The organism is Bacillus sp. FSL M7-1345 (genome assembly GCF_038006985.1).
Lineage (GTDB): Bacteria > Bacillota > Bacilli > Bacillales > Bacillaceae_G > Bacillus_A > Bacillus_A cereus_U.
On record NZ_JBBOWG010000001.1, the window covers coordinates 1,429,799 to 1,448,303 of the forward strand.

Here is an 18,505-nt window from a genome sequence, read left to right on the forward strand (position 1 = left end):
AAAGAAGCTGTCGAAATTCGACAGCTTCTTTTTTAATCGTGCATATACATATTTTGGATTGCTACATGAGAATTTGTATTCTCTAATGCGACTAATAATTTAATACGCGCCTTTTGAGCATTTAAACCGTATGTGAATATAACGCCCATATCTTTTAATTGCTTGCCGCCACCTTCATACGAATATACATCTTGAACGATACCGTTGAAACAGCGAGACACTAATACGACAGGAATTCCTTTGCCTATTAATCGTTCTAGACTTGGAAGTGTTCTTGGAGGTAAATTACCTTGTCCAAGTGCTTCGATAACAATTCCGTCTACTGGTAGTGTTTCGATTGCTGATAATAATGTATCATCCATACCTGCGTATGCTTTTAGAACGACAACGTTTTTAGAAATCTGTCGCACTGTGCATGTTTCGTGATGCACTAAAGCATGATGGAAAACAACACCACGTTTTGTTACCATGCCAATTGGTCCGTACTGTGGACTTTGGAATGTCGCGACATTACTTGTGTGCGTTTTTGTTACATTTGTAGCACAATGTATTTCGTCGTTTAATACGACTAGAACGCCTTTTTCAGCAGCTTCATTACTACTAGCAACTTTTACAGCTGATAAGAAATTATATAGACCATCAGCACCTAATTCATTACTAGAGCGCATTGCTCCTGTCACAACGATTGGGATCGTTGCTTGAACTGTTAAATCAAGAAAATAAGCTGTCTCTTCTAATGTATCGGTACCATGCGTAATGACTACGCCGTGAATATCGTCTTGTTTTACTCTTTCGTCAATGATGACTTGTAATTGTAGCATTTCGCTAGGAGTCATGTGAGGAGATGGAAGATGGAACACATCTTCGACAATTAAATCAACATCGCCTTCTAAATCAGGAATAAATTTTAAAAGAGGATTCTTTTCACCTGGTTGTACGACCCCAGTTTCTTTATCTTCCTCCATTGCAATTGTTCCACCTGTGTGTAAAACTAGGATTCTTTTCAATGCTTATACCCCTTTCAAGTTGAAAAATACATTTAGAACATAACATGTTTTGAGTAAATTCGACAATGAAAATGTATAAAAGTATGGTTAGAAAATGACAATAAAATAAATTACTTTAAGTGTGCTTCGATAAGTGGTTATTAGGTTAGGTTTTGTTTATGGAAATTTATGAGAGGAGATGTGTAAGTGTAGAGAGGGAAGGAGTGAGTTTTTTGAAAAAAATGGAGAAAATTATAATTCGTATATTACTGATTCAATTTATTTGTCTTTCTTTCGTCCAACTGCTTTTTATACATAAATCTTCAGTGAAATATTTATCGAAAATTGTTTATTACGAAGGTGTCGTCACGCAAAATAAGGCGGAAATCTTACAGGTGAATAAGTAGTTTTCATTTTCTTCTATGATGGATTATGCTACAATAATTGAGGATTTAATGACGTGAGGCAAATGAGAAGAAGCAGGGGGAGAATACCTGCTTTTCGTTTTGTTTTTATAAGTGAAAAATGAGGTGTTACAATGGATAAACGAATTTCGATTGCTATAGATGGTCCAGCGGCTGCTGGGAAAAGTACAGTTGCAAAAGTTGTTGCGAAAAAACTTTCATATGTTTACATTGATACAGGCGCAATGTACCGTGCTATTACATATGCAGCCCTTGAACAAAAAGTGGATATTGAAAATGAAGAAAAGTTAATGGAAGTTGTAAAAAATGTAAATATTGAATTTCAGCAAGGGGAAAATACACAACTTGTATTTTTAAATGGACAAGATGTTTCCGAAGTGATTCGTACGCCAGATGTGACGAATCGCGTATCTATTGTAGCAAAGCATCGCCTTGTTCGTGAAGAAATGGTACGTCGTCAACAAGAATTAGCTGAAAAAGGCGGCGTAGTAATGGATGGCCGTGATATTGGTACACATGTACTACCAGATGCTGAAGTGAAAATCTTTATGCTTGCTTCTGTAGAAGAAAGAGCGGAAAGAAGATATTTAGAAAATATGAATAAAGGTTTCGATTCTAATTTAGAGCAGTTAAAAGAAGACATTGCTAGGCGTGATAAATTAGATTCAGAACGCGAAGTTTCTCCTTTGAAAAAAGCTGATGATGCATTGGAATTAGATACAACTTCTTTATCAATTGAAGAAGTTGTCCAAAAAATTATGGGTATTGTTTCAGGAGTATTTGCGAAATAAAGAAAGAGGACTATCCTCTTTCTTTTTTTTTTGAAATGTAAAGGATAAGTGAATTATAAGTCTCTTTTCTTGACAAATGGGCTAATTTGTAAGAAGTTAGTTACAGAGGGGAAAAACTGTCAGAATATATTCGCTATTATATTTCAAATCATACTTTCTTCAAGATGATTTTGCTGTATACTATTTATATAGGTTTAATATAGTTTCTTGTGAACTGTATTGAACCAGAATATGTGATGATAAATTCTTAAACATGCAAATGAAAACATTTTTTTTCATTTCGTATATACATAAAAATGCTTTGTCAATTCTGTAGGGAGGTATTTCCATGGTAGAGAAAATGAATGAAGAAGTTATGAATTCAAAAGAATTACAAGTTGGTGACGTTGTTACAGGTTCTGTAACGAAAGTTGAAGAGAAACAAGTGCTTGTAAATGTTGGATACAAAACAGATGGCGTAATTCCGATTAGTGAGTTAGCTAACGTTCATATTGAAAAAGCAAGCGATGTTGTAGAATTAGATCAAACACTTGAATTGAAAATTATTAAATTAGAAGAAGATGATCTTGTTTTATCTAAGAGAGCTGTTGACGCAGAAAAAGCGTGGGTAGAATTACAAGAGAAATTTAATTCTGGTCATGTATTTGATGTTACTGTAAAAGATATCGTGAATGGTGGGTTAGTTGTGGACCTTGGTGTTCGTGGTTTTATCCCAGCTTCACTTGTAGAGGTACATTATGTAGAAGATTTTGCTGACTATAAAGGAAAAACATTAGCGGTGAAAATTGTTGAATTAGACCGTGAAAAAAATCGTGTTATTCTTTCACATAAAGCGGTAGTAGAACTAGAACTAGATTCTAAGAAAAAAGAAGCAATCTCTTCGTTAAAAGAAGGGGATATTGTTGAAGGAACAGTACAACGATTAACGGATTTTGGTGCTTTCGTTAACGTTGGTGGTGTGGACGGTTTAGTACACATTTCACAAATTTCACACGAACGTGTAGAGCAACCTTCTGAGGTATTAGAGCAAGGTCAAAAGGTAAAGGTAAAAGTGTTATCTGTTGATGCTGATACGCAACGTATTTCTTTATCAATTAAAGCAGCTCAGCCGGGACCTTGGGAAAATGTTGCTGGCGAAATAAAGGCTGGAGATATTCGTGAGGGCGTAGTAAAACGCCTTGTTACATTCGGTGCATTTGTTGAAATTTCACCTGGTGTTGAAGGGCTTGTGCATGTATCTCAAATTGCAAATCGTCACGTGAAAAATCCAAATGAAGTATTGGAAATGGGACAAGAAGTAAAAGTGAAAGTACTTGAAGTCCATGTAGCAGAAAAACGTATTTCTTTAAGCATAAAAGAAACGCTTGAAGAAAATAATGTAACAGAAGATTATAGCCAATATGAGCCAAATGCTGATTCTGCTACTTTCCAGTTAAGTGATATTATTGGTGAACAACTGAAAAAATTAAAGAAATAAAGAGGGGTACAAGTGGTAAGGGCAAAACGTAAATTAGATCATATTGAATATGCTCTTTCTACTGGTCAGTCTCGTACGCATGGCTTTCATGATATTGATTTTGTGCATCAAAGCTTGCCAAATTCAAGTTATGATACTGTAACATGTGAAACAAAAATCGGCGAACTTTCACTAAGTTCGCCGATTTTTATCAATGCGATGACTGGTGGTGGAGGAGAGCAAACATTACATATTAATGAGCAATTAGCATATGTAGCGAAACATCATAACCTTGCTATGGCTGTAGGATCGCAAATGGCAGCTTTAAAAAATGAAAGCGAGGCGGCTTCTTATAAAATCGTCAGAAAGGTAAACCCAAATGGTATTTTCTTTGCTAATTTGGGGAGTGAGGCAACTGTCGAACAGGCAGAGCGTGCCGTTGATATGATTGAAGCGAATGCACTGCAAATTCATTTAAATGTCATACAAGAGTTAACGATGCCAGAAGGAGACCGTGATTTTACTGGTGTACTTCGGCGAATTGAACAAATTGTTTTAAACAGTAAAGTTCCTGTCATTGTAAAAGAAGTGGGATTTGGAATGAGTAAGGAAACAGTACAACAGTTAGCGAGTATAGGTATAACAGCAATTGATATTGGCGGCCAAGGTGGTACGAATTTTGCTGCTGTTGAAAATGAAAGAAGACAGCGAATGCTTTCTTATTTTAATAACTGGGGCATACAAACAGCTACCTCGATTATTGAAGCAACCTCTACAAATAATAACCTCTCTTTTATTGCATCTGGGGGTATACAAACAGCACTTGACGTGGCAAAGGCAATTGCATTAGGGGCGAATACAACTGCGTTTGCTGGATACTTTTTACGTATTTTAATGCAAGATGGTGTTGAGAAGTTAGTGGATGAAATTGATCTTTTACATACAGATTTAAAATTTATTATGACAGCTCTTGGCGTGAAGACGATAGAAGAGTTGCAATCTGTACCTCTTGTTGTAAAAGGCGAAACATATCATTGGTTAGCGCAGCGAGGGATTGACACTGCGCATTATAGTAGGCGATAAAAAATCAACTGTCCGGTTGATTTTTTTCAGAGTGTTGAGAAACCCTTTATGGTTTCCAACACTCTGATATCTTTTAAATTTTATTAAATGAAAACAATAATAAATGATAGAAACTAAGAAAATAGCCCTTCACCTGACCCTTTTGGGTCAGGTGAAGGGCTATTTTTTCATGTTGACACAGAACGGAAAAAGAGGTTAAGACACAGTCTGTAAAAAATCAACGGTCCGGGTGGGAAGTTATCATTATATATAATTCTATAAATGGAAAAAAAGAGAGAGCTTACATTATAATAAATAAATATAAGAATATTATACGAAAAAGCTATGATTGAAAAAGGGGTTATAAAAATGAAGAAATGAAGAAAATGTGCTGCTGAATTATTGGAGGATTCTTACTTTTGCCATGTTTGTGGAGAGAAATATGGCAAAAGTAAGAAAGTATTCCTCTCTATATAGCTGGTTAGCGATAAAACAAGATAAGAGATTGTTATTTAAGAATCAAAATAAACAAGAAAAAATTTACGGTAATTTAGGGGATGAGGATGTTAATAAAAAAGGAGATAATGTATCTTCAAATAGTAAAAATACGATAGGACGCATTACATATAATAGTGAAGATGTTAATATCCATGCACGAAATATAAGAGAAGATACAGCGATTTCTGCATATAATAAAAAGATTGAAATTTCATTAACTTCAAATGTAAGAGAAGGGGATTCTAGTTCAACAACAGTACAATCAACAATTAAAACGGCGAATATTGCAATCGCAGTCGGGAATAAATTGTATAGGAATCCAATGGTGAATGCAGGAAGTGGAATAGAAGCACTAATTTTGCCAAGGGAATTAGGAGAAGACAAAAATCCATCGGAAGATTCGCATGTGAATTACTATTTTAATATACCAAATGAAGTGGGTTTAAGTAATGCTGAAGTAGTATTACTTTCTGATCAAGGAAATACCATTGTGAGTAGGGAAATTAAAGAGGAAAAAGAAGGTATTGTAGGCGTGAAAAAAGAGGTTGAGCGAAAGTTAAATGAAATAGGAGAGACGGATTATGTACGTGTTGAGGTAAAGAGTAAAAATCCTTCTCTTCATACGTATTATGTTCTTACATATTCTAAAAAACCAACAGGTATAGTTACGATTGATGCCTCATCAAGTGATAGGGTTTATAATGCGAAAACAAAAGAATTATATGACGAGTAGAAATAAAATAATTGTGTAAAAAGACGGTTTCGTACATTATCGAAACCGTCTTTTTGTATTGCCCGTAAAAGCCCGATTGCTGTGGGCTAATAATCAGTGTGGATGGATACCCCCGCTGAAGTTTCACTTTATTTAATGCTGATTCTGTTTTCGAGCTTGCTCCGGTGTATCAAGACTTGTTGCACCGGGATATTGAAGTGATTGGTCGCGATCAGATTCAACGCGGCGTGATTCTCTTAGTTTTCGTTCTTGGCGATCTTTACCCATTGTGAGTTACACCTCCTTATTAAAAGTTTTGCTGTTATGAGAAAAACTATGCACAAAGAAAAGGGGGATTAACTTTCATAAAAAGTTCCCATAATGGAAAACATAGGAGGTGAAGTGATGGATGGGAGTACTTTTTATTTTGTTGCTTGGATAGGGTGGATTGTCGTGACCTTTTTTATGAAAAAAGAATCTATTCGTTGGAAGATAAGTGCTTGTATATTAATTTTTATTATTTGTTCTCCGTTAAATGTGACGATTGCGTCTTTCACGATATCGGTAAATGCCCTTTTGCTTTGTATTATTTCTTTTGTAGGCATCACGTTATATTCTATTTGGAAAAAATTATATACCTTACTTTCGGCACTTATTATTGCAATGTTATATACAAGCTTTCATTTGTTAGAAGTATATGATCCAATTTGGATTGTGGTTGATAGGTTGTTGCTGTTAAGTGGTGCACTTGTGTATGCATCGGTTTTATTGCACGGGGATCGCATATTACGATTATGCTCCTTATATATAGGGATGTTACAAGGTGAATTGTTGGTGACGCTTATTTTTCGTAAATTACATTTTCCTTATGAATATGGCAGTTTAGCTTTTTTAGATGTTGCTGCTGTTTCCACTTTATTTATGGCGATTTTACTTTGGATTACGAAAGCATCAGTATATATGGAACAATTTAAGAGGAAAACACGTAAAAGAAAGGCGAGGGTAATGCATGACTGAATATACACCAGCTATTTTATGTGGCGTAATTGCAGGTACAATAACTAGGTTGTTAATGCTTCGTACCGATACGAGGCAATATCCGACGAGGCTTCACGGGAAAATTATTCATATCGCGATGGGATTAATTGCGGCTGCCTTAGGAGCAATTGCGATTCCGTCTGTTTTGAAAAAAGATTTCTCTGCAATTACATTTCTTACGTTAGCAGCGACGCAATTTCGTGATGTGCGCAATATGGAAAGAAATACGCTTCAACAATTAGATGGATATGAGCTCGTACCACGTGGTAATACATACATTGAAGGAATTGCATTAGTATTTGAAAGTCGTAACTACTTGGCGATGTTAACGTCGTTTGTAACAACGTTTGCGTATATAGGATTCGATTCATGGATTGCCGGGGTAATTACTGGTATAGTAAGTTTTTTCATTGCGAAAAAATTAATGTCAGGTAAAAGACTTCATGACCTTGTAGAAATAGAGCACGTTCCACTTCGTTTTGAAGGAGCGGGACTTTATATTGATAATATTTACATTATGAATATTGGATTGCCAGCAAGGCAAGAAGAAATTATGAAATATGGAATGGGATTTATTTTAAAACCGAAATCGATAGATGCGATGGTTACAATCTCAAACTTAGGACAACGGCAAGCTATTTTACATGATGTTTCGGTTGCTTTAGGAATATATAGAGATTCTGGAACGCCGGCACTTGTACCGTTAGCGAAGCGTGATTTAGAGGATGGGAGAGTTGGGATTTTTGTTCTGCCGCAAGATCAAGATGCAGAAAAAGCGATAGGGGTAATCGGAAATGTACCAACATTAGAGAGTGCTGTTCATATGTCATCAGAAGCTCCGAAAGGAAGGGGAGATAAGAGATGATGTTAGAAAGTGTTATTCTCGCAGTCATTACAACAACGCCAGAGAAATTTGCAGGTGGTGCCCCTTTATTTATTTGCGAGTCGACAGAGGAACTGGAATTTGTTGCAAATAATTTAGAGGCTATTTTAGATGGTATTGCACATCGCTTACAAGATAATGTATATATTATTGTGAAACATTAGTAACGTGTGGTATAATGTGAGGTGTTTTGATACGTTGAGAAATATTCTGGAATGCAAATCCCTTCTTGCACAAAGAAGGGTTTTTTACATAATAAACAGAAGCAAGTTGAAAGGATGAAAGTATATGCCGAAACCAGTAATAGCGATAGTAGGCCGCCCGAACGTGGGGAAATCTACTATTTTCAATAGAATTGTTGGAGAAAGAGTTTCAATCGTAGAAGATATACCAGGTATAACGCGAGACCGTATTTATAGTGCGGGAGAATGGTTAAATCATGAGTTTAACATTATTGATACAGGTGGAATTGATATTGGAGACGAGCCGTTCTTGACACAAATTCGTCAACAGGCGGAAGTAGCGATTGATGAAGCGGATGTTATCATTTTTATGACGAATGGTCGCGATGGTGTAACTGCAGCAGATGAAGAAGTTGCTAAAATTTTATACCGTTCTAAAAAACCAATTGTACTTGCGGTAAATAAGGTTGATAATCCAGACATGCGTAGTGATATTTATGATTTTTATGCATTAGGATTTGGCGAGCCATTCCCGATTTCAGGTACACACGGTTTAGGACTTGGTGATTTGTTAGATGAAGCTGCAAATCATTTTCCAAAGATTGAAGAAGAAGCGTATGACGATGAAACAATCCGTTTCTCTTTAATTGGACGTCCAAACGTAGGGAAATCATCACTTGTAAATGCACTTCTTGGTCAAGAACGTGTAATTGTAAGTAATATAGCGGGAACGACACGTGATGCTGTTGATACACCATATAGTAAAGATGATCAAGATTATGTAATCATCGATACAGCTGGTATGCGTAAAAAAGGGAAAGTATACGAAAGTACAGAAAAGTATAGTGTACTTCGTGCACTTAGAGCGATTGAACGTTCTGACGTTGTTTTAGTCGTTTTAGACGGAGAAGAAGGAATTATTGAGCAAGATAAAAAAATCGCTGGATATGCTCATGATTCAGGACGAGCTGTTATTATCGTTGTAAACAAATGGGATGCAGTGAAAAAAGATGAAAAAACAATGAAAGCATTTGAAGAAAACATCCGTGCTCATTTCCAATTTTTAGAGTATGCACCGATTGTATTCTTATCTGCGAAAACGAAAAAGCGTACACAAACGTTATTACCGGTTATCAATGAGGTAAATGAAAGCCATAGCATCCGTGTACAAACGAATGTATTAAATGATGTAATTATGGATGCGGTAGCGATGAATCCAACGCCGACACATAATGGTAGCCGTCTGAAAATCTTCTATGCGACACAAGTTGCGGTAAAACCACCAACATTTGTTATATTTGTAAACGATACAGAATTAATGCACTTTTCATATGAGCGCTTCTTAAAGAACCGTTTACGTGAAGCGTTCGGTTTTGTAGGAACGCCGATTCACATTATCGCTAGAGCAAGAGACTAATGGAGAGGATGTGATTTTATGACAAAAATCACAGTAATAGGAGCAGGTAGCTGGGGAACAGCGTTAGCGATGGTATTAGCTGACAATGGGCATGATGTACGTATTTGGGGAAACCGTCCTGAACTCATGAATGAAATTAATACGAAGCGTGAGAACAGTAGATATCTTCCAGGGATTACATTGCCAAGCACAATCGTAGCCTACTCTTCTTTAGAAGAAGCATTAGTAGATGTAAATACAGTACTGCTAGTAGTACCGACGAAAGCGTACCGAGACGTATTGCAAGAGATGAAAGAAATTGTTACAGAGCCAATTACTTGGATTCATGCAAGTAAAGGAATCGAACCAGGTACGTCAAAACGTATTTCGGAAGTGATTGAGGAAGAAATTCCAGAGAGCTTGATTAAGGATGTTGTTGTACTATCTGGGCCGAGTCACGCTGAAGAAGTTGGATTGCGTCAAGCGACAACTGTTACGTCTGCAGCAAAGCGTATGGAAGCGGCTGAGGGAGTACAAGATTTGTTTATGAATAGCTATTTCCGTGTATATACAAACCCAGATATCGTTGGAGTTGAACTTGGTGGTGCTTTAAAAAATATTATTGCACTAGCTGCGGGGATATCTGACGGGCTTGGATTAGGTGATAATGCGAAAGCGGCATTAATGACACGTGGTTTAACAGAGATTGCTCGTTTAGGAAGAAAAATGGGCGGAAATCCGTTAACGTTTGCTGGTCTAACTGGTATGGGAGACTTAATTGTAACTTGTACAAGTGTGCATAGCCGAAATTGGCGCGCTGGAAATATGCTTGGAAAAGGGCACTCTTTAGAAGAAGTGCTAGAAAGTATGGGTATGGTTGTAGAAGGTGTAAGAACAACGAAAGCTGCTCATGAATTGGCAGAGAAAATGGAAGTTGAAATGCCGATTACAGCTGCTTTATATGACGTGCTGTTCAATGGGAATAATGTGAAAGATGCAGTAGGCTCATTGATGGGACGTGTTCGAAAACATGAAGTTGAAGCGATACCTGATTTGTTATAAAGAAAGCGGTAGAAGTACATTTCGTACTTCTACCGTTTTTTATTTTTTATGGGTCTTTTCACCAATTTTTCATCTCTGCATAGGATGAAGAGTAACTTGAGGAGAGGGTGAAAAGAATGGATAACAACATTTTTAATAACATTGAAAAAGAAGCGAAAGTGAACAAAGAAGATATTTTTAAATTAGCGTCGTCTGTTCAAAATGCGAACTTACGTGACGAGACAGTGCTTCGCCAATTGATTCATCAAGTTGCTCTAATGGCAGGACGCGAAGTGCCGAAAGAGCAAGAGGATCAAATTGTAAAAGCGATTATTAATAATAATATGCCGGCGGATTTTGGTTCGTTAAGTAAAATGTTTAAAAAATAAATTATGAGAAACAAAGAGTTTAGAGAATGCATATGATAGTTATGAAAGAATGGGAATAGAGCTGTTAAGGGCATATTTGGTCAACCGAAGCGCATCATTTCGTGCTTCGGTTTTATTATTTTAAATAAAAATCATCAATTCACGGAAAAATGATGATTTTTATTTGTTTAAAGATTTTAATTTGTTAAAATAGTATAAAAATAGATTGAAAGTAAAGGGGTGTATATATGTCGGAAGGACTTATGAAAATGTGGTTTGCTTTAGGGGCAATTGGATTTATGTTTCTTGCAGTAAGTTTTATTTTATTGAGTAGGCATAAAATGAAGAATAAATTTTTGAAAGGGATTACAGCTTTAGTAGCGTACACCCTCATGATTGTATCGGGAATTGTTATTTTCCTTGTTGTATTTAGTGGCCCTATTGAGCAATAAAGGATGTGTAGTCGGTAAATGTTACAAAAGCAACAGTCCATACTAGCATGAAAAGGTGATTGTCAGTGAAAAAAATCCATATTATTTTAATATTTTGTTGCATGAGCATTTTAACAGGGTGTATGTATCCAAGAGAAAATATGAAACAAAGTGCTATTCCTTATGAAGACCAGTTGCAAGTTGTACAAAAAGCCATTAATACATATAAGGAGCAAACGGATGGTTTATTACCAATTAAGACGCGTGATATGAGTACGCCGATTTATCAGAAGTATCCAATTGATTTTCAAAAAATTGCTCCAAGGTACATACAAGAGGCGCCAGGGAATGCGTATGAAAGTGGTGGAGTATATCAATATGTATTAATAGATGTTGAAAAAAATCCGACAGTAAAGTTAATTGATGTGAGAATGGCGGAACAAATTCAAGAAGTGGCATTGAAGCTAAGGATGTATCGGGATGAACATCAATATCCACCTTTTAAAAAAGTGATTACAGATGGTGTTTATGAATTAGACTTCAAAAAACTAGGATATAAAGATGTACCACAAGTGACAAGTCCGTACTCAGGAAAAGGTCTCCCTCTTGTAATCAATGAAAAAGGAGAATTGTTTGTTGATTATAGAATCGACTTATATGAAGTGTTGAAAAAAAATGAAGGGCAATTTAAAGAAGGCGAAGATATCCGGAGTATACTATCGAAGGATTCCCCGTTTGTTCCTGCATATTCTTTGCCGTACACAGTAAAAAATGGAGAACCAATTTTTTTAAAATCATAAGTCATGAACCTTTCTTTTAGTGAATAAGTTCTAGAAGAAAGGTTTTTTATGTTATACAACTTGCGATGCAAACAAAAGGTATTTTTAAATAGTCATATGAAATTGGACAAAATTATATGATATATTGTCCGAACTTCTAGAATACCATTATATTATATCAGATATTATAGGCAACGTTAGAGAAGGTATTAGTTGACTATAAACGTGGAATTATTCCCAAAAATATTGAGGGAGGGAATCACTTGGAAAAGGTAGATATTTTTAAAGATATTGCGGAACGCACAGGCGGTGATATTTATTTTGGAGTTGTAGGAGCTGTTCGAACAGGGAAATCAACATTTATTAAAAAGTTTATGGAACTTGTTGTTATTCCCAATATTGAAAATGAGTCAGACCGTCAAAGAGCGCAGGATGAACTGCCTCAAAGTGCTGCTGGTCGTACAATAATGACGACGGAACCGAAGTTTGTTCCAAACCAAGCGGTTTCTATCGAAGTAGATGAAGGTCTTGAAGTGAATATTCGATTAGTAGATTGTGTTGGATATACGGTTCCAGGAGCAAAAGGATATGAAGATGAGAATGGTCCGCGCATGATTAATACTCCTTGGTATGAAGAGCCTATTCCATTCCATGAAGCTGCAGAAATCGGAACACGTAAAGTAATTCAAGAGCATTCAACAATAGGTGTCGTTATTACAACAGATGGAACAATTGGTGAAATTCCAAGAAGAGATTATATAGAGGCAGAAGAACGCGTTGTAAATGAGTTAAAAGAAGTAGGAAAGCCTTTCATTATGATTATCAATACTGTACAGCCATATCATCCAGATACGGAGCAGTTACGTCAAAGTTTATCAGAAGAATATGATATCCCAGTAATTGCGATGAGTGTAGAGAGTTTAAGAGAAACAGATGTGTATAACGTACTTCGAGAAGCGTTATTCGAGTTCCCGGTTTTAGAAGTGAATGTAAACCTTCCGAGCTGGGTAATGGTGCTAAATGAAGGACATTGGTTACGCCAAAGTTATCAGGAAGCGGTTCAAGAGACTGTAAAGGATATAAAACGTCTTCGTGATGTGGACCGTGTCGTTTGGCAGTTTAGTCAATATGAATTTATTGATCGAGCAAGTCTAGCTGGCATTGATATGGGGCAAGGTGTGGCAGAGATTGATTTATATGCGCCAGATGAATTGTATGATCAAATTTTAAAAGAAGTAGTAGGAGTAGAGATTCGAGGGAAAGATCATTTATTGAAGCTTATGCTCGATTTATCTCATGCGAAAACAGAGTATGACCAAGTGGCGGATGCCCTGCGGATGGTAAAACAAACCGGATATGGAGTAGCAGCGCCTGCATTAGCTGATATGAGCTTAGATGAACCGGAAATTATTCGTCACGGTTCAAGGTTCGGTGTTAAATTAAAAGCGGTTGCGCCGTCTATTCATATGATTAAAGTGGATGTAGAATCAACATTTGAACCGATTATCGGTACTGAAAAACAAAGTGAAGAACTAGTTCGTTACTTGATGCAAGATTTTGAAGATGACCCGCTATCAATTTGGAATTCTGATATATTTGGGCGCTCTCTTAGCTCTATTGTTAGAGAAGGAATTCAAGCGAAGTTATCACTAATGCCAGAAAACGCTCGTTATAAGTTAAAAGAAACGCTAGAAAGAATTATTAATGAAGGATCTGGCGGATTAATTGCGATTATATTATAAGAAAAAAATCCCTCTAATTGCAGAGGGATTTTTTTCTTTTTGAGTTCGTAATAGAAAAATAAACAGCCATTATCTAATATTTTGTTGTAAATTGTCAAGTTTCATCAGAAATTCACATTTTAAGAGTAACAATTTCCTTAAAAATATTGAATTATAAAGGAGAATCGTATAATATAGGCGTTGATAATGATTTATCTACATCTTTGTAGTATAGAATTTGCAAAAATTGCCTACAAATGAAAGTAAGACTCATTTTATGATCATTATACAGTCTTATCTTTGGGAGGAGGTGAATGGCATGAACAAGACAGATTTAATCAATGCTGTTGCAGAAGCAAGTTCCCTTTCTAAAAAGGACGCAACAAAAGCAGTGGACGCTGTTTTTGATTCTATCTTAGAAGCTTTAAAACAAGGTGATAAAGTACAACTAATCGGATTCGGTAACTTCGAAGTTCGTGAGCGTGCGGCTCGTAAAGGTCGTAACCCACAAACAGGTGAGGAGATTGAAATCGCTGCAAGTAAAGTACCTGCATTCAAACCTGGTAAAGCGTTAAAAGATGCGGTTAAATAATCCTTACATATTAACAGGGAAGAAGAGTTTCCTTTTTGGAAACTCTTCTTTTTGCTTTTAAAAACATAAATATGCTAGAATGTGTTCGTATCACTTTTAGGTTTTTCGGGAGGGCTAGCGGATGGCAAAAGTTAATTTAGAACAAATTGAACATGCAGTACGTCTTATTTTAGAGGCAATCGGAGATGACCCAAATCGCGAGGGAGTACTTGATACACCGAAACGTGTTGCGAAAATGTACGCAGAAGTATTCTCAGGGATGCATGAGGATCCGAAAGAGCATTTACACAAAGTATTCGGAGAAGACCACGAAGAGCTTGTATTAGTAAAAGATATACCATTCTATTCGATGTGTGAGCATCATCTTGTTCCGTTTTATGGAGTTGCTCACGTTGCATATATTCCGCAAGGTGGAAAAGTAACAGGGCTAAGTAAATTAGCCCGTACTGTAGACACAATTGCGCGTCGTCCGCAACTACAGGAACGAATTACATCAACAGTAGCTAACTCTATTATGGAAGTACTAGAGCCGCATGGTGTAATGGTAGTAGTAGAAGCAGAGCATATGTGTATGACGATGCGTGGTGTGAAAAAGCCTGGTGCGAAAACAATAACGACTGCGGTGCGCGGCGTGTTAGAAAATGATGCAGCAGCACGTAGTGAAATTTTATCGTTTATTAAGACGAAGTAAAGAAAAGCGGGAAACTGCTTTTCTTTTTTTTATATACAAAAAAATGATATAGTTTTAGTGTTAAAGAGCAAGAATATAAAGGGTGAAAATTACTTCTGCCTTTTGTGGAAATGAATGTTTGTAGTTGTTAGAGACGAAGATAACTCGTATGAATGAAAGGTGAGGCTTTATTCGGGGGCAGTTTGGCAGAAGTAGCCAAGTTTTGATTATAGAAAATAGAATGTATGTGTTATAATAAATTTTATGAATTAGAAAACAAGGGTGATTTTTTGTGTGTGACATCTACGGAGGGTATGCGGGTATTAAAGAGAAATTGATGGAGAAATTACGCCATCCTTATTTTATAAACTATATTGAAGAACCATTTATTGATGAAGAAAAAATAGCGCTGTTATACGGTGCATTAAAAAGTGCAAATATACATAAAGAACAAATTGATCATTATGTAGTAACGATTATGCTTGTACAAATTGCTCTTGATACACATGAAAAAGTATCAAATAAAGCAAACGAAGAGACGAGTGGATTCCATAAGCGTCGTCAATTGACAGTTCTTGCAGGGGATTATTATAGTGGTCTATACTATTACTTATTGTCAATGAATTGTGATATTATCTTAATTCGTGCACTTGCTGAAGGAATTAAGGAGATTAATGAACATAAAATTATGCTATATCAAAAAGCACATGTGGCGATTCAAGACATAATGGAAAGTGTAGTAATAATTGAATCTGCGCTTTTGCAAAAAACATGTGATCATTTTCATTTATCTAATTGGAAACCATATATAACTTATGTGTTAGGAAAAAATCGTCTTCAAAAAGAGTGTCAATTGTATGCGGATAAACAAAATTCACCTGTTTTTCAAGCGGTCCAAAAAATTTCATTGGATGACGATAAAAATCTAGAAACAGTTATTAATGAATGGCTTATGGAAATGAGAAAGCAGGAAGAAAATTTTTTAGAGAATCATACAGAAGTTAATGAGATAATTTCTATGTTAAGAGATAAATCAAGGACATAAGCAACTTTACATTGGAAGAAGGTACGAGCATGCAACAATCAAAAGAAGAAAGAGTACATGACGTATTTGAGAAAATTTCTGATAAATACGATGTGATGAATTCTGTAATTAGTTTTCAAAGGCATAAGGCATGGCGTAAAGAAACGATGCGAATTATGGATGTGAAACCTGGGAGTAAAGCACTTGATGTATGCTGCGGGACGGCAGATTGGACAATTGCACTAGCGGGAGCTGTAGGGGAAGATGGGAAGGTTTACGGTTTAGACTTTAGCGAAAATATGCTAGCTGTCGGTAAACAAAAGGTAGAAGCTTTAGAATTAAAGCAAGTAGAACTTATGCATGGAAATGCAATGGAACTTCCTTATGAAGATAATACATTTGATTATGTAACGATTGGTTTTGGGTTACGTAACGTTCCGGATTACATGCAAGTATTAAAAGAAATGACGCGTGTAGTAAAGCCTGGTGGAAAAGTAATTTGCCTGGAAACATCCCAACCAACGATGATAGGTTTTCGTCAAGGATATGTCTTATACTTTAAATATATCATGCCGTTATTTGGAAAGATGTTTGCGAAAAGTTATAAAGAATATTCATGGCTTCAGGAATCTGCTAGTACATTCCCAGGGATGAAAGAGTTAGCAAATATGTTTGAAGAAGCTGGGCTTAAGAATGTGCAAGTGAAACCATTTACTTTTGGTGTAGCAGCTATGCATTTAGGTATTAAACCAGAATCAAAAAAGAAAAAAGACGTTTTAGGTTAAGGTGAACAATATGAAGTTACAACTTATGTACTCTTTTTTACGATCGGATATTAATGTTATAGAAAAAGAATTGAAGAAGACAGTTGCTTCTGAGCAGCCGTTAGTAGAAGAAGCGGCATTACAGCTGATTGAAGCAGGTGGGAAGCGGATTCGCCCTGTTTTTGTTTTGCTTGCAGGGAAATTTGGGGATTATAAGTTAGATGCAATTAAGCATGTTGCGGTTGCATTAGAACTTATTCATATGGCTTCGCTTGTTCACGATGATGTCATTGATGCTGCGTTTTTACGACGCGGTAGCGCAACAGTGAATGCGAAATGGGGAGATCGTATTGCAATGTATACAGGAGACTACTTGTTTGCGAAGTCTCTTGAATGTATAACAAATATAGAAATTCCAGATGCACATCAAGCGTTGTCTCATACAATTTTAGAAGTTTGTAAAGGTGAAATCGAACAAATTAAAGATAAGTATAACTATGATCAAAATTTAAGAACGTATTTAAGAAGGATAAAACGAAAAACAGCATTGTTAATCGCCGCGAGTTGTCAGTTGGGAGCGATTGCTGCTGGTGCTAATCGTGATACTGTAAATCGTCTATTTTGGTATGGATATTTTGTTGGTATGTCTTATCAAATTATTGATGATATTTTAGATTTCGTATCGACAGAAGAGAAGCTTGGAAAGCCTGCTGGTGGTGATTTATTACAAGGTAACATTACATTACCTGTTTTGTATGCCATGGAAGATCCAGTTCTTCGTCAGAAAATTACATCTGTGCATGAAAATACAACAGCAAGTGAAATGAAAGAAATTATTGATGATATTAAAGCGAGCGAAGCTATTGATAAAGCATTTTCGTTTAGTGAACGTTATTTACATAAAGCATTAGAAATAATAAAACCACTCCCTCGTGGACAGGCGAAGTACGCGTTGCAAAATGTTGCAAAGTATATTGGAAAACGAAAATTTTAGTGATTTTTCTAAAAAATAAAATAATCTCTCTATTTCAAAACTATTGCACAATTGTGATAAGGGTGTTACTATGTGTGTGGGGATATACAATTACATACATAATTCAGAAGTGGAGAGATTTTTTATGGAAAAAACATTTCTAATGGTAAAACCAGACGGTGTACAACGTGCATTCATTGGGGAAATCGTAGCTCGTTTTGAGAAAAAGGGCTTTCAATTAGTTGGTGCAAAATTAATGCAAGTTACTCCGGAAATTGCTGAACAACACTACGGTGAGCATAAAGAAAGACCTTTCTTTGGTGAATTAGTAGACTTTATTACATCTGGACCTGTATTCGCAATGGTATGGCAAGGTGAAAATGTAGTAGATACAGCACGCAATATGATGGGTAAAACACGCCCACATGAAGCTGATATGGGAACAATTCGCGGAGATTTCGGTGTAACTGTTGCGAAAAACATTATCCACGGTTCGGATTCTTTAGAAAGTGCAGAGCGCGAGATTGCTATTTTCTTTAAGGAAGAAGAATTAGTAGACTACTCAAAATTAATGAATCAATGGATTTACTAATTATTTTGAAATAATTTGTAAACGCTTTAATAACTGTGATAATAGTAAAAAGTGCAAGAAGAATAGGGGTATTCTTCTTGCACTTTTTTTATTTCGATCAGTTACGAAGTTAGGACTGTTA

Annotated in this window: 22 protein-coding genes; 20 read left to right on the plus strand and 2 right to left on the minus strand. The window is 36.1% G+C overall.

Annotated elements, in window-relative coordinates; genetic code table 11:
• Window positions 1-32: 32 nt before the first annotated feature.
• Window positions 33-1,007: an asparaginase gene (gene ansA / locus MHB76_RS07460; RefSeq protein WP_078174418.1), complete on the minus strand. Its 975-nt coding sequence runs from the start codon at window positions 1,005-1,007 to the stop codon at window positions 33-35.
• A gap of 212 nt (window positions 1,008-1,219) precedes the next feature.
• Between ansA and MHB76_RS07465 the strand changes: the two genes are divergently transcribed.
• The 5 genes from MHB76_RS07465 (at window position 1,220) to MHB76_RS07485 (ending at window position 5,951) form a co-directional block, all read left to right on the plus strand.
• Window positions 1,220-1,393, plus strand: coding sequence for a DUF5359 family protein (locus MHB76_RS07465; RefSeq protein WP_176108014.1), 174 nt, complete (start codon window positions 1,220-1,222; stop codon window positions 1,391-1,393).
• A 131-nt stretch (window positions 1,394-1,524) separates the two neighbouring features.
• Window positions 1,525-2,202: a (d)CMP kinase gene (gene cmk, locus MHB76_RS07470; protein WP_002158601.1), complete on the plus strand. Its 678-nt coding sequence runs from the start codon at window positions 1,525-1,527 to the stop codon at window positions 2,200-2,202.
• A gap of 328 nt (window positions 2,203-2,530) precedes the next feature.
• Entirely contained in the window at window positions 2,531-3,679 is a 1,149-nt protein-coding gene (rpsA, locus tag MHB76_RS07475) for a 30S ribosomal protein S1 (RefSeq protein WP_340986113.1), read from the plus strand.
• 12 nt (window positions 3,680-3,691) lie between these two features.
• Window positions 3,692-4,741: a type 2 isopentenyl-diphosphate Delta-isomerase gene (locus tag MHB76_RS07480; RefSeq protein ID WP_016104322.1), complete on the plus strand. Its 1,050-nt coding sequence runs from the start codon at window positions 3,692-3,694 to the stop codon at window positions 4,739-4,741.
• Between the two features lie 421 nt (window positions 4,742-5,162).
• Window positions 5,163-5,951, plus strand: a complete 789-nt coding sequence (locus MHB76_RS07485; protein WP_078174416.1) for a hypothetical protein — start codon at window positions 5,163-5,165, stop codon at window positions 5,949-5,951.
• Window positions 5,952-6,083: 132 nt separating this feature from the next.
• On the opposite strand, the gene MHB76_RS07490 is transcribed toward MHB76_RS07485, so the two are convergent.
• Window positions 6,084-6,218, minus strand: a complete 135-nt coding sequence (locus MHB76_RS07490) for a YpzI family protein (RefSeq protein ID WP_000513901.1) — start codon at window positions 6,216-6,218, stop codon at window positions 6,084-6,086.
• Window positions 6,219-6,335: 117 nt separating this feature from the next.
• Between MHB76_RS07490 and MHB76_RS07495 the strand changes: the two genes are divergently transcribed.
• From MHB76_RS07495 to ndk, 15 genes are all read left to right on the plus strand, one after another.
• Entirely contained in the window at window positions 6,336-6,947 is a 612-nt protein-coding gene (locus tag MHB76_RS07495) for a YphA family membrane protein (protein ID WP_002158597.1), read from the plus strand.
• The gene (locus tag MHB76_RS07500; RefSeq protein WP_002086625.1) at window positions 6,940-7,833 is read left to right on the plus strand and encodes a YIEGIA family protein; all 894 of its coding nucleotides are present in this window, start codon (window positions 6,940-6,942) and stop codon (window positions 7,831-7,833) included. Before MHB76_RS07495 ends, MHB76_RS07500 begins: the two co-directional genes overlap by 8 nt.
• Entirely contained in the window at window positions 7,830-8,015 is a 186-nt protein-coding gene (locus MHB76_RS07505; RefSeq protein WP_002086624.1) for a capping complex subunit for YIEGIA, read from the plus strand. Before MHB76_RS07500 ends, MHB76_RS07505 begins: the two co-directional genes overlap by 4 nt.
• Before the next feature lie 124 nt (window positions 8,016-8,139).
• The gene (der, locus tag MHB76_RS07510) at window positions 8,140-9,450 is read left to right on the plus strand and encodes a ribosome biogenesis GTPase Der (protein WP_002011811.1); all 1,311 of its coding nucleotides are present in this window, start codon (window positions 8,140-8,142) and stop codon (window positions 9,448-9,450) included.
• 18 nt (window positions 9,451-9,468) lie between these two features.
• A complete protein-coding gene (locus MHB76_RS07515) occupies window positions 9,469-10,491 on the plus strand; it encodes an NAD(P)H-dependent glycerol-3-phosphate dehydrogenase (RefSeq protein WP_002011813.1) in 1,023 nt (340 codons plus the stop codon).
• Window positions 10,492-10,607: 116 nt separating this feature from the next.
• Window positions 10,608-10,859 carry a stage VI sporulation protein F gene (locus MHB76_RS07520; RefSeq protein ID WP_000369753.1) on the plus strand — a complete coding sequence of 84 codons (252 nt, stop codon included), beginning with the start codon at window positions 10,608-10,610 and terminating at the stop codon, window positions 10,857-10,859.
• A gap of 227 nt (window positions 10,860-11,086) precedes the next feature.
• The gene (locus MHB76_RS07525) at window positions 11,087-11,290 is read left to right on the plus strand and encodes a DUF2768 domain-containing protein (protein ID WP_002011815.1); all 204 of its coding nucleotides are present in this window, start codon (window positions 11,087-11,089) and stop codon (window positions 11,288-11,290) included.
• 65 nt (window positions 11,291-11,355) lie between these two features.
• Entirely contained in the window at window positions 11,356-12,069 is a 714-nt protein-coding gene (locus tag MHB76_RS07530; protein ID WP_002158592.1) for a hypothetical protein, read from the plus strand.
• A 242-nt stretch (window positions 12,070-12,311) separates the two neighbouring features.
• Entirely contained in the window at window positions 12,312-13,790 is a 1,479-nt protein-coding gene (spoIVA, locus tag MHB76_RS07535) for a stage IV sporulation protein A (RefSeq protein ID WP_000416521.1), read from the plus strand.
• A 298-nt stretch (window positions 13,791-14,088) separates the two neighbouring features.
• Complete coding sequence (locus tag MHB76_RS07540) at window positions 14,089-14,361, plus strand: HU family DNA-binding protein (protein WP_001043860.1); 273 nt, start codon at window positions 14,089-14,091, stop codon at window positions 14,359-14,361.
• A gap of 121 nt (window positions 14,362-14,482) precedes the next feature.
• Window positions 14,483-15,052 (plus strand): GTP cyclohydrolase I FolE, encoded by a 570-nt coding sequence (gene folE / locus MHB76_RS07545; protein WP_001151479.1) that lies wholly within the window; start codon window positions 14,483-14,485, stop codon window positions 15,050-15,052.
• A 271-nt stretch (window positions 15,053-15,323) separates the two neighbouring features.
• On the plus strand, window positions 15,324-16,076 hold the full coding sequence (locus MHB76_RS07550) for a heptaprenyl diphosphate synthase component 1 (protein ID WP_002117667.1): 753 nt from the start codon (window positions 15,324-15,326) through the stop codon (window positions 16,074-16,076).
• A gap of 29 nt (window positions 16,077-16,105) precedes the next feature.
• Window positions 16,106-16,840, plus strand: a complete 735-nt coding sequence (menG, locus tag MHB76_RS07555; protein WP_078174415.1) for a 2-heptaprenyl-1,4-naphthoquinone methyltransferase — start codon at window positions 16,106-16,108, stop codon at window positions 16,838-16,840.
• 10 nt (window positions 16,841-16,850) lie between these two features.
• Window positions 16,851-17,813 carry a heptaprenyl diphosphate synthase component II gene (gene hepT / locus MHB76_RS07560; RefSeq protein WP_002011823.1) on the plus strand — a complete coding sequence of 321 codons (963 nt, stop codon included), beginning with the start codon at window positions 16,851-16,853 and terminating at the stop codon, window positions 17,811-17,813.
• A gap of 124 nt (window positions 17,814-17,937) precedes the next feature.
• Window positions 17,938-18,384, plus strand: coding sequence for a nucleoside-diphosphate kinase (gene ndk, locus MHB76_RS07565; protein ID WP_002064527.1), 447 nt, complete (start codon window positions 17,938-17,940; stop codon window positions 18,382-18,384).
• Window positions 18,385-18,505: the final 121 nt, after the last annotated feature.